General features: G+C 64.7%; 17 protein-coding genes and 2 tRNA genes. 6 read left to right on the top strand and 13 right to left on the bottom strand.

Annotation, left to right across the window (positions count from 1 at the left end; translation table 11 throughout):
* Position 1: 1 nt before the first annotated feature.
* The 4 genes from moaC to mobA form a co-directional block, all read right to left on the bottom strand.
* Complete coding sequence (gene moaC / locus R6258_RS14115; protein WP_318451421.1) at positions 2 to 868, bottom strand: cyclic pyranopterin monophosphate synthase MoaC; 867 nt, start codon at positions 866 to 868, stop codon at positions 2 to 4.
* Positions 865 to 2112 (bottom strand): bifunctional molybdopterin-guanine dinucleotide biosynthesis adaptor protein MobB/molybdopterin molybdotransferase MoeA, encoded by a 1248-nt coding sequence (locus R6258_RS14110; RefSeq protein WP_318451415.1) that lies wholly within the window; start codon positions 2110 to 2112, stop codon positions 865 to 867. Before R6258_RS14110 ends, moaC begins: the two co-directional genes overlap by 4 nt.
* Positions 2109 to 2705, bottom strand: a complete 597-nt coding sequence (gene mobB, locus R6258_RS14105; protein WP_318451411.1) for a molybdopterin-guanine dinucleotide biosynthesis protein B — start codon at positions 2703 to 2705, stop codon at positions 2109 to 2111. The genes R6258_RS14110 and mobB overlap by 4 nt, the downstream gene beginning before the upstream one ends.
* A 71-nt stretch (positions 2706 to 2776) precedes the next feature.
* Positions 2777 to 3358 (bottom strand): molybdenum cofactor guanylyltransferase MobA, encoded by a 582-nt coding sequence (gene mobA / locus R6258_RS14100; protein ID WP_318451405.1) that lies wholly within the window; start codon positions 3356 to 3358, stop codon positions 2777 to 2779.
* 186 nt (positions 3359 to 3544) lie between these two features.
* Between mobA and R6258_RS14095 the strand changes: the two genes are divergently transcribed.
* A complete protein-coding gene (locus R6258_RS14095) occupies positions 3545 to 4123 on the top strand; it encodes a cupin domain-containing protein (protein ID WP_318451397.1) in 579 nt (192 codons plus the stop codon).
* Positions 4124 to 4159: 36 nt separating this feature from the next.
* Here R6258_RS14095 and upp read toward each other — a convergent pair whose 3' ends face one another.
* The 6 genes from upp to R6258_RS14065 all read right to left on the bottom strand — a co-directional run bounded on the left by upp (position 4160) and on the right by R6258_RS14065 (position 8752).
* On the bottom strand, positions 4160 to 4789 hold the full coding sequence (gene upp, locus R6258_RS14090; protein ID WP_318451389.1) for a uracil phosphoribosyltransferase: 630 nt from the start codon (positions 4787 to 4789) through the stop codon (positions 4160 to 4162).
* Positions 4790 to 4893: 104 nt separating this feature from the next.
* On the bottom strand, positions 4894 to 5586 hold the full coding sequence (ung, locus tag R6258_RS14085; RefSeq protein WP_318451382.1) for a uracil-DNA glycosylase: 693 nt from the start codon (positions 5584 to 5586) through the stop codon (positions 4894 to 4896).
* Between the two features lie 49 nt (positions 5587 to 5635).
* Positions 5636 to 6121 (bottom strand): xanthine phosphoribosyltransferase, encoded by a 486-nt coding sequence (gene gpt / locus R6258_RS14080; RefSeq protein ID WP_318451377.1) that lies wholly within the window; start codon positions 6119 to 6121, stop codon positions 5636 to 5638.
* Positions 6122 to 6156: 35 nt separating this feature from the next.
* Positions 6157 to 6705: an adenine phosphoribosyltransferase gene (locus R6258_RS14075; protein WP_318451371.1), complete on the bottom strand. Its 549-nt coding sequence runs from the start codon at positions 6703 to 6705 to the stop codon at positions 6157 to 6159.
* The gene (locus R6258_RS14070) at positions 6705 to 8018 is read right to left on the bottom strand and encodes an NCS2 family permease (RefSeq protein ID WP_318451367.1); all 1314 of its coding nucleotides are present in this window, start codon (positions 8016 to 8018) and stop codon (positions 6705 to 6707) included. Before R6258_RS14070 ends, R6258_RS14075 begins: the two co-directional genes overlap by 1 nt.
* 119 nt (positions 8019 to 8137) lie before the next feature.
* On the bottom strand, positions 8138 to 8752 hold the full coding sequence (locus R6258_RS14065; protein WP_318451360.1) for a riboflavin synthase subunit alpha: 615 nt from the start codon (positions 8750 to 8752) through the stop codon (positions 8138 to 8140).
* Positions 8753 to 9201: 449 nt separating this feature from the next.
* Between R6258_RS14065 and R6258_RS14060 the strand changes: the two genes are divergently transcribed.
* The 5 genes from R6258_RS14060 (at position 9202) to R6258_RS14040 (ending at position 13360) form a co-directional block, all read left to right on the top strand.
* Complete coding sequence (locus tag R6258_RS14060) at positions 9202 to 10245, top strand: methionine ABC transporter ATP-binding protein (protein ID WP_318451355.1); 1044 nt, start codon at positions 9202 to 9204, stop codon at positions 10243 to 10245.
* Entirely contained in the window at positions 10226 to 10879 is a 654-nt protein-coding gene (locus R6258_RS14055; protein WP_318451348.1) for a methionine ABC transporter permease, read from the top strand. The genes R6258_RS14060 and R6258_RS14055 overlap by 20 nt, the downstream gene beginning before the upstream one ends.
* A 114-nt stretch (positions 10880 to 10993) precedes the next feature.
* Positions 10994 to 11794: a MetQ/NlpA family ABC transporter substrate-binding protein gene (locus tag R6258_RS14050; protein ID WP_318451342.1), complete on the top strand. Its 801-nt coding sequence runs from the start codon at positions 10994 to 10996 to the stop codon at positions 11792 to 11794.
* A 78-nt stretch (positions 11795 to 11872) separates the two neighbouring features.
* Positions 11873 to 12331: a GAF domain-containing protein gene (locus tag R6258_RS14045; RefSeq protein WP_318451335.1), complete on the top strand. Its 459-nt coding sequence runs from the start codon at positions 11873 to 11875 to the stop codon at positions 12329 to 12331.
* Positions 12332 to 12394: 63 nt separating this feature from the next.
* Positions 12395 to 13360 (top strand): alpha/beta hydrolase, encoded by a 966-nt coding sequence (locus R6258_RS14040; protein ID WP_318451330.1) that lies wholly within the window; start codon positions 12395 to 12397, stop codon positions 13358 to 13360.
* Positions 13361 to 13430: 70 nt separating this feature from the next.
* Here the strand turns inward: R6258_RS14040 and R6258_RS14035 are convergent.
* From R6258_RS14035 to glpK, 3 genes are all read right to left on the bottom strand, one after another.
* A tRNA-Val gene (locus tag R6258_RS14035) sits at positions 13431 to 13507 on the bottom strand.
* A gap of 24 nt (positions 13508 to 13531) precedes the next feature.
* Positions 13532 to 13608, bottom strand: a tRNA-Val gene (locus R6258_RS14030).
* Between the two features lie 211 nt (positions 13609 to 13819).
* Positions 13820 to 15304, bottom strand: coding sequence for a glycerol kinase GlpK (gene glpK, locus R6258_RS14025; RefSeq protein ID WP_318451329.1), 1485 nt, complete (start codon positions 15302 to 15304; stop codon positions 13820 to 13822).
* Positions 15305 to 15431: the final 127 nt, after the last annotated feature.

The following is a 15431-nucleotide window of genomic DNA, read 5'->3' as shown; positions in this document are numbered from 1 at the left end:
GTCAGCCTCCGGTGACCGGTGGGAAAAAAGCGACCTCGTCGCCATCGGTCAGATGGCTGTCCTCGCCACTCATGACCTGGTTGATCGCGCACAGCACCCGGCTTTCGGCAAGCATCGAGAACCGCTCGTCGCGTGCCACCAGAGCCGACTTGAGGCCCGCGATATCCGGTGTCGGCAGAGTCTCGAAGGGGATTTCCAGATCGCTGACCCCAAGGCGTTCGCGTAATTCGGCAAGACATTTGACATGAATGCAGGGCGCTTCGGCACGCGGCGCGATAGCCACACAGCCCTCCTGGCATTCGCCGGTCACTATCGGTTGGACCGCGCTCGGTTGGACCGCATCCGGTTGGACCGCACTCGGCTGGGTCGGAGCCATTTCGCCTGACGACGGCACGGCATCGTAGCGATAGTCGCCCGAGCGCCCGCCGCTCTTGGCCTGCAGGCGTATCTCGCCGATTTCCATCGTCTTGTCGACGGCCTTGCACATATCGTAGAGGGTCAGACATGCCACCGAGACCGCGGTCAACGCCTCCATTTCGACGCCGGTCTGGCCGGAAAGTCGGCACAGCGCGGTGACGTTGACGCAACTGGCGGCCTCGTCAAGCTCGAAATCGACCGTTACCTTCGATAGTGCCAGCAAGTGGCATAACGGAATCAGTTCATGGGTACGCTTGGCGGCCTGAATGCCGGCGATGCGCGCCGTCGCCAGGACATCGCCCTTGGGTAGGCCGCCCTCGGCGAGTAGCGCCAGCGTAGCCGGTTGCATACGAATGCGGCCGCTCGCCAGCGCCTCGCGGCGAGTCGTCTGCTTGTCGCCGACGTCGACCATGTGGGCCTCGCCGCGCGCATTGATGTGGGTCAGACTCATGTCAGCTCACCAAAGGGTTGCAGTAATACGGTTTCGCCCTCGCCGATGTCGGCACGGGACGCCTCGATTTCGATCAGACAATTGGCCGCTACCATCGAGGATAGAATCCCCGAGCCCTGCTGCCCGGTCGTGCGCACATGCACTTGCCCGGTCTCGTCGACCCTATAGATACCGCGATGAAAATCGATGCGCCCGCTACGACTGTGCATCGCTTCATCGGCAATCGCCTTCCAGCGCGTTGGCTGCCAGGCATGTTCCCCCTGAAGCCGACGCAGCAGCGGCTGGACGAATTGTAGAAAGGTCACCATCACCGCCACCGGATTGCCCGGCAGGCCGAAGAACGGCACTCCGTCCTCACCCAGCACCCCGAAGGCCAACGGCCGGCCGGGGCGCATGGCGATTCGCCAGAATCCCAGGCGGCCAATGCTCGACAAGGCCGGCTTGACCCAATCGGCCTGACCGCTGGACACGCCGCCGCTGGTGATGACCATGTCGGCCCGCGTGGCGGCATGCGCCAGCGCGTCGCGAATCGCCTCGGGCCGGTCGACGAGAATGCCCAGGTCGTCGACCTCGCAGCCCAGCGCCTCGAGCAGCCCGCGTAACGAATAGCGATTGGCATCGTAGATGCCCGCCTCGCCGAGCGCTTCGCCCGGCATCGTGACTTCATCGCCGGTGGAAAAGATCGCCACTCGCGGTCGCCGCACCACCTCGAGGTCGTCGATTCCCAGCGAGGCCAGCAGGCCCATGTGCTGCGGCCGCAGCCGGGTGCCCGCGCGCACGGCCCGGCTGCCACGGGCGATATCTTCGCCGGCGTGACGCACGTTCTGGCCGTGACTGACCCGCTGCGCCTGATGGATCCTCGCTGTCCGCGCCCTGGCATCGAGATCCAGTTGCTCGTGCATGATGACCGTATCCGCCCCCGGCGGCAGCGGCGCGCCGGTGGTGATCGTGACGGCCTCGCCGTAGCTCAGCGGGCGCTCGAAACGGTGCCCGGCCAGCACCTCGCCGACCAGGCTCAGCTCCGTCGGCGCGGGCCAGGCCAATGCGATGCCATCCATCGCCGCGTTGGTGTTCTGCGGGACATCGATCGGCGAGACGCAATCTTCGGCCAGCACCCGCCGGGCCGCCGCCGTCAATGGCAGGCGTTCGGTGGACAAGCGGGTCGCAACCAGCTCGCTCAACGCCGCCAGCGCCTCGTCGACGTCGAGCATCTGCTCGCCGAGCGCAAAGCAGGATAGCGTCATGAAGAGTCGTCCCCGGGGCGCGGTCCTCGGCAGGCCCCCCAGGCAGCCGGCCAGTCGCGGACGAAGGTCGTCAGTGCCGCCAGATCATTGAGATCCAGAGCCGCCACCCCAGTGGGCAGCTTCAGCGGGAGATCGCTGGCCACGGCCTGGACCCAGGGATCGTCGCCAGCCAGCAATGGCTTGCCGAGTGATTGCCGGTGCAGTTCGAGCTTGGGCAGCGGCCAGTTCTTGAAACCCTCGATCACTATCAGGTCCGGGTGCATCAATTGAACATGCTCGAGCAGTGCCGCCAGGTCCGGCCCATCGTCTTCGGACGTCTCATTACTGAGCGTACTGGGCGTTTCCATCATCAGCGCGAACCGCTCGCGCGAGGCGACCAGCATCGGCGTGGCGCCAGCCTGGCGCAGGCGGTAACTGTCCTTGCCCGGCTTGTCGATATCGAAGCGATGATGGGCATGCTTGATCACCGCCACCCGGAGGCCCGCCTGACGCACCCGGGGCAACAAGGCTTCCAGCAGCGTGGTCTTGCCCACGCCACTCCAGGCGGCGATTCCCAGCAGGGGCACGGGTTGTCTGTCCAGATCGAGTTTCATCGGACTCCGCTAATAGGAATGTTCCGCCACCATTGGCATGAGGCGCACGCCGTCAGCTCATGCACCGAGTCTCACGAGACTGACAGGCTGTCGGCATCGTGCGGCGAATTGATGTTGGCGAATGCCTCGGGGCAGTCGCTGAAGTCGACGCTCAGACAGGCATGCCGGGCATACCAACGCTCGACCTTGCGCTCACCGGCAGCCAGGGCCCGTTCGAGATCGGCCGCCAGGCTGCGACGCATCAGGGCGACCACCGGTTGGCTGCGCTCGCCATCGTGGGCCACGGCGATGTCGTGGTCGTGAGCGCCGAGCGAAGCGCGCAGGCGCTCGACAAGATCCTGTGGCAGACATGGCGTGTCGCAGGGCACCACCAGCACCCAGGGTGTCTCGGCCGCACATAGCCCGCTCCAGATGCCCATCAGCGGCCCTTGATAGCCGCCCGAGCGATCGCCGACCACCGGCCAGCCCAGTGCTTCATAGGCCGCCCGCGAACGGTTGGCGTTGATCAGGATATGCTCCACCTGCCCCGACAGCCGTGACAGCACCCACTCGATCAGCGGGCGTTGGCGATAGATCGCCCAGCCCTTGTCGATGCCGCCCATCCGGCGGCCCCGTCCTCCGGCGAGCACTAGCGCGGTGATCGCTTCATTCATTACCATGCCTCGCAACCCTGCCATGCAGTCTCGCCGGTGCGATACGCGCCACCGCCGGTATGATTCAGCCTAGCATCGACCGGCCGTGGCGGGCCATCACCCGCCCCCCGCCGGGCGCCTGCGACGCTTATCCTCAACCGCCTAACACGCTATCATCGCGCCAAGGTTGATCAACAAGGAATCTCGATGAGCGGTTTCGACGTCGGCGCACGCCTCAAGCAACTCCGTCAGCAGCACGGGCTCTCGCAACGTGAGTTGGCCAAGCGCGCAGGGGTGACCAACAGTACCATTTCGCTCGTCGAGCAGAACCACGTCAGTCCGTCGGTAAGTTCGCTGAAGAAGATCCTCGACGCCATTCCGATCTCGATCAGCGAATTCTTCGCCGGCGAGGAAATGGCCCAGGAGCAGGTCTTCTATCGCGCCGAGGAGCTCACCGAAATCGGCGACGGCACCCTTTCCTGGCGCCTGGTCGGTGCCCGGCGTCCCAACCGGCGCATGTCGATCATCCACGAGCATTACCCGCCGGGCTCTGATACCGGTGCCGACATGCTCGAACACGAGGGTGAGGAAGGCGGCATCATCGTCGCCGGAACCATCGAGCTGTGGGTCAACGGCGAGGTTCGTCGGCTCAGCGCCGGCGACGGCTACTACTTCGATTCGCGGCTGCCGCATCGCTTTCGCAATGTCAGCGACAGCGATTGCGTGATCGTCAGCGCCAACAACCCGCCGAGCTTCGCCGATGGCGGCGACAGCCACCATGGCTGAACGCTAGCCCTTGCCAACTAGCAAACGACCAGGACCTCAGCGCGTACCGAAGATCTTGTCCCCAGCATCACCCAGGCCCGGGACGATGTAGCCGTTCTCGTCGAGACGCTCGTCGATCGACGCGGTGTAGATGTCGATCTCCGGGTAGGCTTCCTGAACCCGCTTCAGCCCCTCGGGCGCGGCAACCAGCACGATTACCTTGACCAGCGGGCAGCCGCGCTCCTTGAGCATGTCCAGGGTGGCGACCATCGAGCCGCCGGTAGCCAGCATCGGATCGATGACGATTGCCAGGCGCTCGTCGAGATCGTTGGTGAACTTCTCGAAGTAAGGCACCGGCTCGAGCGTCTCTTCGTTGCGGTACAGCCCTACCACACTGATCCGCGCACTGGGGATCAGGTCGGTGACACCCTCGAGCATACCCAGACCGGCGCGCAGGATCGGCACGATGGTGACCTTCTTGCCCTTGAGCTGCTCGACCTCGATCGGCTCGCCGCTCCAGCCTTCGATGGTCTGTGCCTCGAGTTCGAGATCCTGGGTGGCTTCGTAGGTCAGCAGCTTGGCGACCTCGCCGGCCAGCTCGCGAAAGCTCTTGGTGCTGATATCGGCGGTGCGCATCAGGCCCAGCTTGTGCTTGACCAGCGGATGTTGGATGGCATGAACGCTCATGACGGGGACCCTTGCTAGGCGGTGGGATGGCGAGGCGTGGCTGCCCCGAAATGTGCGCATTCTAGCGCGCCGGGCCGCGCGGGTTAAGCAGCGACCGACCGGCGCTAGGCTGTCGCGCTGGCCGGCAACTGCCAATCGATGGGCTGACTGCCACGCTCGACGAGAAACGCGTTGGCCCTGGAGAAGTGCCGTTGACCGAAGAATCCGCGATGGGCCGACAACGGCGATGGGTGCGGCGCATGCAGTACGCAGTGCTTGTCGCGATCGACGAACGAGGCCTTCTTCTGGGCATAGCTGCCCCACAGCAGGAAGACCACGCCACTGCACTGCTCGTTGATTACCTGGATGGCGCGATCGGTGAACGTCTCCCAGCCCTGATTGCGGTGCGAACCGGCATTGCCCCGTTCGACGGTCAATACGCTGTTGAGCAGCAGCACGCCTTGGCGCGCCCAGCTTTCCAGGAAACCGTGGTTCACCGGGGAGAACGCGACGTCCTGGGCGAGCTCCTTGTAGATGTTCTGCAACGAGGGCGGCGTGGCCACGCCGGGGCGCACCGAGAAGCACAGGCCGTGCGCCTGGCCGGGTCCGTGGTACGGGTCCTGACCGAGTATCACCACCCGAACCCGGTCGAGCGGGGTCAGCTCGAAGGCGCGGAACCAGTTCGACGAGTGCGGATAGATCACCTTGTGCGCCGCCTTCTCGCGCGCCAGGAAGTCGCGCAGGGCGTGCATGTAAGGCGCCTCGAACTCGCCGCCAAGGTAATGCGCCCAACTCTCGGGTAGCGGGACCTGTGACATATGTCGCCTCGAGCGGTTGCGTGATGAGGTGATGAATAGAGCGGCCGGCTCAGTCCTGGCTGCGTACCTGATCGACCAGCGGTTCGACATAGGCGATGCCCATGTCCCAGGGGAACTGGATCCAGCAGTCCTGAGCGACTTCGGTGAGATACTGATCGACCAGCGGCCGGCCTTCAGGCTTGGCATAAACGGTGACGAAATGCGCCTTGGGCAGCATGTCGCGCACCGCGCGAGCGGTCCTGCCGGTGTCCACCAGATCGTCGACCAGCAGCCAGCCGTCACCGTCGTGCTCGACGCCCTTGACCACCGCCAGGCCGCCCTGGTCCATGTGGTCGTAACTCTTTATGCAGACCGTGTCGATCAGCCGCACGTTGAGCTCGCGGGCGATCAATGCGGCCGGAATCAGCCCACCGCGGGTGATCGCGACGATGCCCGCGAAGTCGCGCTCGACGAGCTGATGGCAGAGCGCGCGCACGTCGCGATGCAACTGATCCCAGGAAACGGTGAAGTGCTGCTGATAACGGTTGGCGGTCATGGTGTCGGTCACTCGGCTGTCACGGCGGGGCGAGCTCAGTCGCTCTCGAGGAAGGAACACACCGCGAACACGCCGTGGCCGGCGTCGCGGATCTTCTGCGACCCGCCCAACTCGGGCAGGTCGATGATGGTCGCGGTCTCGACCACCTGGCCGCCGCTGCGCTGGATCAGCTTGGCGGCGGCGAGCATGGTCCCGCCGGTGGCGATCAGATCGTCCATCACCAGGATCCGGTCGCCCTCGCGAAAGGCATCGGAGTGCAGCTCGACGGTGGATTCGCCGTACTCGAGGGTATAGGTCTCGCTGATGGTCTTGAACGGCAGCTTGCCCTTCTTGCGCACCGGCACGAAGCTGCAGCCGAGTTCGTAGGCCACCGGTGCGCCGATGATGAAGCCACGCGCATCGATGGCGGCGATCGCATCCAGGTCCATTTCCTGGTAGCGGTGCACGAAACTGTCGATCAGCTTGCGAAAGGCTCCGCTGTTCTGCAGCACCGGGGTGATGTCGCGAAAATTGACACCGGCTTGAGGCCAGTCCGGCACGGTGCGAATCACCGACTTGATGTAATCGCCGTAGACACTACTCATCAATGGCCTCCATCGAGGAACAGAAACTTGAAAATGAACAACACCGACAGCAGCACGACCGCCGGATTGAGATCGCTGCGGCGTCCGGAAAGCAGCTTGATCAGCGTGAAGCTGATGAACCCCAAGGCGATACCGTTGGCGATGGAATAGGTCAGCGGCATCACCAGCGCGGCGATCAGCACCGGCGCCGCCTCGGTGACGTCGTCCCAGTTGGCATGCGCCAGGCTGCCGGCCATGAGTACCGCCACGTAGAGCAGCGCGCCGGCGGTGGCGAAGGCCGGTACCGAACCGGCCAGCGGCGAGAAGAACAGGCTGATCAAAAACAGCATAGCCACGACCACGGCAGTCAGCCCGGTGCGCCCGCCCGAGGCGATACCCGAGGCGCTCTCGATGTAGCTGGTGGTAGTGGAAGTACCGAGCAGCGCGCCGCTCATCGAGGCGCTGCTGTCGGCCATCAGCGCATTCTTGAGGCGTGGTAGCTTGCCCTGTTCGTCGAGCAGTCCGCCGCGGTGGGCGACGCCGATCAGCGTGCCGGACGTATCGAACAGGTCGACGAACAGGAAGGCGAAGATCACGCTGAGCATGCTCACATCGAGCGCCCCGGCGATATCCAGCTGCAGAAAGGTCGGTGCCAGCGACGGCGGCGCCGACATCACCCCGTTGAACTGATTGTGGCCCAGCAGTATCGACACCACGGTCACCCCGAGAATGCCGATCATCACCGCGCCGGTGACCCGCAGGTAGGACAGTGCGGCGATCACGAAAAAGCCGATCAGGGTGTACAGCGCGGCAGGCTGCGAGAGATCGCCGAGCGATACCAGGGTCGCCGGATTGTCGACCACGATGCCGGCGTTCTGCAGGGCGATGATCGCCAGGAACAACCCGATGCCCGCCGCGATACCCAGCCTCAAGGCCATGGGAATCGAGTTGATCACCCACTCGCGAATGCGAAAGATGCTGAGCAGGAAGAATGTCACCCCGGACAGGAATACCGCGCCCAGCGCCACCTCCCAGCTCTTGCCCATGCCCAACACCACGCTGTAGGTGAAGAACGCGTTGAGCCCCATGCCCGGCGCCAGTGCGATGGGATAATTCGCCCACAGTCCCATGATCAGCGTGCCGATCGCCGCCGCCAGACAGGTGGCGACGAACACCGCGCCATGATCCATGCCCGATTCGGCCAGCACGCTGGGGTTGACGAAGATGATGTAGGCCATCGTCAGGAAGGTGGTGATCCCGGCGATCACCTCGGTGCGTATGTTGGTCTTGTGCTCGTCCAGCTTGAAGTAGTTATTCAATTGCCGTTTCAGCATGCCATAGCCCTCAGCCTTAACCCTGCGCGTTCTTATGATAGGGAGATGTCGAAAAGCCGCTAATGGTACCCAAAGCACCCGACCGACGCGAGCCGACCGGATGCCTGCCGCTGCCTCGTTCAGGAAGTCGAACGCGCCGCCAGGACCCGCTCGACGGTTTCGACGATGGCCTGGGTCTGGGGGTCGACCTCGATATTGACGCGATCGCCCGGGATCCGCGCGCCCAGCGTGGTACGCGCCAGCGTTTCGGGAATCAGATTGACGCAGAAGCGCCGTCCTCGCACCTCGCCGATCGTCAGGCTGATACCGTCGACCCCGATATAGCCCTTCTCGAACAAGAAGCGTGCATAGGAAGCCGGCAGTTCGAACCACAACCGGCGATTGTTGGGCGCCTCGTCGATCTCGATCAGTTCGGCCATGCAGATGATGTGACCCGACATGGCGTGGCCGCCGATCTCGTCGCCGAAGCGCGCCGCGCGCTCGACATTGACCCGATCACCAATCGCCAGCTCGCCGAGATTCGTCAGGCGCAGCGTCTCGCGCATCAGGTCGAAGCTGACCCGCTCGCCTTCGATCCCGGTCACGGTCAGACAACAGCCGTTGTGAGCCACCGAGGCGCCGATCTCCAGCCCTTCGCACAGCGCACCCGGCATGGCCAGTACATGGCTGCGAAAATCCTGTTTCTCCTCGATGGCCACCAATTCGGCAGCCGCCTGTACGATTCCGGTAAACATGACGCCCTCTCGATAATCGCCGCGTGGCGAGGCGCCTAGTCTAGAGAAAAGCCGAGCCTAGAGAAAAGCCGATTGTCGCGTCCATCGACACTACGCGTGGAGGATCAACATGCGCGGCCGGAGTCATCGCTGGTGTTTTCAGACTTTTCCTCTGCATGGAGAAGTTTTTATATGGCAATTTTCTGCACAGGAGTGCTTGTTCTTACAGCATATACCAAAGTCGTTGACAGCCTCCGAAGGGCTCTCTAGACTTCCGCGCATCTTCTTTAAGGCGCCGATTTGTTCCCGGATTGCGGGCGCCTCCAGAGCCGCAAGGCGCTGGAAAGTGCAGCTAAAAGGGTGTGTCCAGCGTTGATGGCCACCCGCCAGGGTGGCCTTTTTTTGTGCCGCCACCTGGTTCGCTCCGCCCGTTCTTCCGCTCCGATCGTCGCCCCGACTCGACCGGGACCATGATCACACTCGACCACGTTTCCAAGACCTACGGCAGCGGCGCCGACTCGGTGCACGCGCTCAAACCGACCGACCTGCACGTACCCCAGGGCGCCATTCACGGCGTCATCGGCCTGTCCGGTGCCGGCAAGTCGACGCTGATTCGCTGCGTCAACCTGCTCGAGCGTCCGACTACCGGTCGCGTGTTCGTCGACGGCGAGGAGCTCACCGCCCTCGACGCCGCCGCGCTCAATCGCGCCCGCCATCGGGTCGGCATGATCTTCCAGCACTTCAACCTGCTTTCATCGCGCACGGTCTTCGCCAATGTCGCCCTGCCACTGGAGCTGATGGGCGTGGCCAGGCGCGATATCCGCGAGCGGGTCGAGCCCCTGCTCGAGCTGACCGGGCTCTCCGACAAGCGCGACAAGTACCCGGCCGAGCTCTCCGGCGGCCAGAAGCAGCGCGTGGCGATCGCCCGGGCGCTGGCCAGCCGTCCCAAGGTACTGCTGTGCGACGAGGCCACCTCGGCGCTCGATCCGCAGACCACCGTCTCGATCCTCGAACTGCTGCAGGACATCAACCGCAAGCTGGGGCTGACCATTCTGCTGATCACTCACGAGATGGAAGTGGTCAAGACCATCTGTCACCGCGTGGGGCTGATTTCCGCCGGCGAACTGGTCGAGGAAGCCGACGTCGGCGACTTCTTCACCACGCCCACGACCCGGCTGGGCCGCGATTTCCTCAACGCCTTCCTCGAACTCGAGCCACCCCAGGCGCTGGTCGACCGGCTCGAGGCGCGCCCCGGCGACAACAGTCATCCGGTGGTGCGCCTGGCATTCAAGGGCGATGCCGTATCGACCCCGCTGATCTCGCGCCTGGCCCGCGACTGCGACATCGACGTCAGCATCCTCGAGGCCAAGGTCGAGTCGATCCAGGATCGCACCCTGGGGCTGATGATCGCCGAACTGATCGGCACGGCCGAGCAGACCCGCAAGGCGCTCGCCTATCTCGAATCCCACGACCTGCAAGTGGAGGTACTCGGCCATGTCCAGCGCGATGCTTGAACTGATTCTCGAGGCGACCCTCGACACCCTGTACATGGTCGCCATCTCCGGCGTGATCGCCGCGGCGCTGGGCGTGCCGCTGGGTGTATTGCTCTACGCGACCCGCCCCGGGCAGATCCTCGCCCAGCCGCTGAGCAACCGCATACTGGGGATCGTCACCAACATCGGTCGCTCGATTCCCTTCATCATCCTGCTGGTCGCGATCATCCCCTTCACGCGCATGCTGGTGGGCAGCTCGATCGGCACCAGCGCCGCCGCCGTGCCGCTGACCATCGCCGCCATCCCGTTCGTCGCACGGCTGGTCGAGGGCGCGCTCAACGAGGTCCCGCCGGGGCTGGTCGAGGCCGCCCAATCGATGGGCGCCACGCCGCTGCAGATCATCACCAAGGTGCTGTTGCCCGAGGCACGCGGCGGCATCATCACCGGCCTGACCATCACCGTGGTGACCCTGATCAGCTATTCGGCGATGGCCGGCGCAGTGGGCGGCGGCGGTCTCGGCGACCTGGGCATCCGCTACGGCTACAACCGCTTCAACCCCACCGTGATGCTGATCACGGTGGTCATCCTGGTCGTTCTGGTGCAGGGCTTTCAGATGCTCGGCGACTACCTGGTGCGGCGTACCGATCACAAGTAGCCGCATCAGCCTAATAACTAAAAAGCATTATTATTTTTCCGCTTATAGCTTAAAATACGCCTCAACCCGCCGCGCGGTTTAGCGGCATCGGGCATCATCGCAAGGAGACACACCATGAAGCACGCCATCGCCAAGACACTCGGCACCGCCCTGCTCGGCCTCGGCCTGATCGGTGGCCCCGCCAGCGCCGCCGACGATCAGATCAAGGTCGGCACCGTGGCCGGTCCCGAAACCGACGTCATGCAGGTCGCCAAGCAGATCGCCAAGGACAAGTATGGGCTCGACGTCGAGATCATCGAGTTCACCGACTACGTCACCCCCAACGCCGCGCTGGCCGATGGCAGCCTCGACGCCAACGCCTATCAGCACGAGCCGTACATGAAGTCGATGGTCCGCGACCGTGGCTACGATTTCGCGATCGCCGGGCGCACCTTCGTCTACCCGATCGGCGCCTATTCCGAGAAGTACGACAGCATCGAGGAGCTACCCGACGGCGCGACCATCGCCCTGCCCAATGATCCGTCGAACGAAGGACGGGCGCTGATCCTGATGCACAACAAGGGCCTGCTCGAGCTCAACGATCCGGAAAACCTCGAAGCCACACCGATCGACATCGCCGAGAATCCGCACGATTTCGAGTTCCGCGAAATCGACGCGGCCCAGCTGCCGCGGGTGCTTCCCGACGTCGATATGGCGTTCATCAACAACACCTTCGCCCAGCCGGCCGGCCTGAGCCTGGACGACGCGCTGATCAAGGAAGGCCCCGAATCGCCCTACGTCAACCTGATCGTGGTGCGCGGCGGCGATGAAGACCGCGAAGCGATCCAGCAGCTGGTCGACGCCTACCAGAGCCAGCCGGTGATCGACAAGGCCGCCGAGCTGTTCAAGGGCGGCGCCGTCCCCGGCTGGAAATAAGCCTCACCCTGCATGAACGACGGGCCGGCCTGAAAGGGTCGGCCCGTCTGCTTTCAAGCCTGCTTAAAGGAAGTGCTCATGAGCGATTATCCACGACTCGCGCGCCAGCTCGAAGCGCTGCTCGACAGCCGCGACTGGCTGACCAATGCGGCCCAGGCCTGCGCCTTCGTCATGCAGGAGATCCCCGATCTCAACTGGGCGGGCTTCTACCTGCAGCGCCAGCCCGAGACGCTGATCCTCGGCCCGTTTCAGGGCAAACCGGCCTGCAACCCGATTCCTTTCGGCAAGGGCGTGTGCGGCGCCGCGGCGCGCACGCGCCAGACCCAGCGCGTCGATGACGTCCACGCGGTCGCCGACCACATCGCCTGCGACGCGGATTCGCGCGCCGAGCTGGTGGTGCCGATCATCGTCGATGGCGCGCTGTGGGGCGTACTCGATCTCGACAGCCCACGCCCGGCGCGCTTTACCAGCGACGATCAAGCCGGGATCGAACGCCTGGTCGCAACGTTCGTCGCCGCCAGCGACTTCACCGGCTAGCCATTGCCGCCGCCTCTCGCTGACGCCATGCTAGGGCCTCAGTGGATTCCGGGAGGCTCATTCATGCATCACACGCCCTCGCCCGGCGCCGCCCACGAGGGGTTGGACGCCGTGCTCACCCATCTCGAACGACTCAAGTCGCTCAATATCGCCAGCGGTAACAACCTCACCGTCAAGCGTAGCCTGCTCGATTTGTACTTCGCGGCCGACCCGGCGATCCTCGACGCTCACAGCCGGGTCGAACCGCTACTGATGCCGACCCGCGCCGGGGTCATCGCCGCCGAGCGGGTGCGCCCGGGGGAGCGCGACGACGAGCCACGCCGCCGCCTGCTGTACATTCATGGCGGTAGCTGGATCGCCGGCAGCCCGGCCAGCCATCGCCCGCTGGCGACACGCCTGGCGCGAGCCTGCAAAGCCGAGGTGATCGCCATCGATTACCGGCTGGCTCCCGAGGCGCCTTTCCCCGCAGGGCTCGAGGACTGCCTCGACGCCTGGCAATGGCTGTGTGACGAATACCCCGATGATGGGCTGCTGCTCGCCGGTGACAGTGCCGGCGGCAATCTGGCCCTGGCCTGCGTGGACGTCCTCAAGCGCAACGGACTTCGCCTGCCCGAGACGGTACTCGCCTTCTCGCCGGCCACCGATCAAAGTTGGGAGAGCGACTCGCTGACGCGCAAGGCCACTGTCGATCCGATCCTCGATGCCGGCCTGCTGCCGCAGTTGACGCAGCTGTATCTCGGCCGCTCGCCGGTGGCCCAGGCCGACGATTCCCGAGTATCGCCGATCGAGGGCGATCCGAGCGGCTTGCCACCAATGCTGATTCAGTGCGGCGAAGCGGAGGTGCTGCTCGACGACAGCCGGCGCTATGCCGAACAGGCGCATCAGAGCGGCAGCCCCGTCAAGCTCAGCCTGTGGGCCGACATGCCGCACGTGTTCGTCGGCTTCGCACCGCTGCTCGGCGCGGCCAACCGGGCTCTCGAGGAGATCGCCCGCTTCGTCGACGAGCACGTGCCGGCCGCCGGCGACTGACGCCGCTTCACGCCAACGAGCGCGCAACGAAAGACGCCCGACTCGGCAAGCGAGTCGGGCGTCTGAAAGCTGGTAGGACCAAGCGGATTTGAACCGCTGACCTCCACGATGTCAACGTGGCGCTCTAACCAACTGAGCTATGGTCCTGCTGTTGCTGCTATAGCCTGCTGCTGGTAGGACCGAGCGGATTTGAACCGCTGACCTCCACGATGTCAACGTGGCGCTCTAACCAACTGAGCTACGGTCCTGCAGGCGTTGGCGACGGCGCTTACACATAGATGCTGGCCGGCAACGGATGCGTATTCTACCCTCGGCGGCAGCGAATGCAACCCCCGACAGCCACTTTTCGCCGCGAAACGCCCTCCCCTTGTGCTTGATTCGGCGGACAATTCCAGGCTATCGAACGCCCCGGCGACCTTCCCGCGCACCCGCCTTCAAGGCATCGCTGATACACCATGCCTAGCGGCATTTGACGCGATCCACCGCATCCTGCCAGCCGGCATACAGCGTCTCGCGCTCCTCCTCGGCCATCTGCGGCTCGAAGGTGCGCTCGCAGTGCCACAACCGGGCGATCTCGTCGAGGTCGGCGTACCAGCCGATCGCCAGTCCGGCCAGGTAGGCCGCACCCAGCGCGGTGGTCTCGAGTGTCTGCGGGCGGTCCACCGGCACCCCCAGCATGTCGGCGAGAAACTGCATGACCCAATTGTTGCTGACCATGCCGCCATCGACACGCAGGGTGCCGGCACGGCCGGCGAAGTCGTCGTTCATGCAGGTCTGCAAGTCGCGGGTCTGATAGCACACCGATTGCAGGCCGGCGGCGACGATCTCGGCAATGCCGGTGTCGCGGGTCAGGCCGAAGATCGCCCCGCGCGCCTGCGGGTCCCAGTGCGGCGCACCCAGCCCGGTGAAAGCCGGCACCAGATAGACGCCGTGCCCCTTGCGGGTACTGCGCGCCAGCTGTTCGCTCTCCGAGGCCTCGGCGAACAGCTTGAGCCCATCACGTAACCATTGCACCGTCGCCCCGGCGACGAAGATGCTGCCCTCCATGGCGTAGGTCACCCGCCCGTCGAGGCGGTAGGCGACGGTGGTCAGCAGCCGGTTACGCGAGGTCTCCGCACGATCCCCGGTGTTGAGGATCATGAAACAGCCGGTGCCGTAGGTACTCTTGGCCATGCCCGGCGTAAAGCATGCCTGGCCGACCAGGGCCGCCTGCTGATCACCGGCCACGCCGCGGATCGGTACCGCTTCGCCCAGCCACTCGCGCTGGGTGGTGCCGAAATCGCCGCTGCAGTCGCGCACCTCGGGCAACAGGCTTGCGGGTATCTCGAACAGCGCCAGCAGGTCCTCGTCCCAGCGCTGCTCATGGATGTTGAATAGCGCCGTGCGCGAGGCGTTGGTGGCGTCGGTGGCATGCACCTGACCGCCGGTCAGGCGCCACAGCAGAAAGCTGTCGACGGTGCCGAAAGCCAGCTCGCCGCGTTCGGCGCGCTCACGTGCGCCCGCGACGTTGTCGAGCAGCCACTTGAGCTTGGTCGCCGAGAAGTAGGGATCGATCACCAGCCCGCTGCGCTCACGAATCAGCGTATCGTGGCCGGCATCGGTCAACGCCTGGCAGGCGTCTGCAGTACGCCGATCCTGCCAGACGATCGCGTTGTACACCGGCTCGCCGGTGTGGCGGTCCCATACCAGCGTGGTCTCCCGCTGGTTGGTGATGCCGATGGCCGCCACCGCCGAGGCGTCCGCCCCGGCCTTGTCCAGGACCTGCCGGCAGGTACGCAGTACCGACTGCCAGAGGTCTTCCGGGTGATGCTCCACCCAGCCGTCGTGGGGAAAGTGCTGCGGGAATTCCTCCTGGGCGATCGCCACGCTCTGGCCGTCGCGATCGAAAAGGATGGCCCGCGAACTGGTGGTGCCCTGGTCGATTGAAAGCAGGTAGGAAGCCATGGCGTACTCGTATTGTTGGCGGTTATCCGGCTCGCGCCGTCCCTCTGCCCGATCGGGTGGGTGACGCCGATGCCTGTTGCACATGTTCGTTATCGCTAAAGGGAGGCTAAACCGCTTTTCACATAAC

It is taken from the genome of Halomonas sp. HP20-15 (assembly GCF_033446685.1).
In the GTDB taxonomy this organism is placed as follows: Bacteria; Pseudomonadota; Gammaproteobacteria; order Pseudomonadales; family Halomonadaceae; genus Modicisalibacter.
Note: the sequence above shows the minus strand (reverse complement) of the source record. Positions and strands in the feature narration are given on the sequence as shown.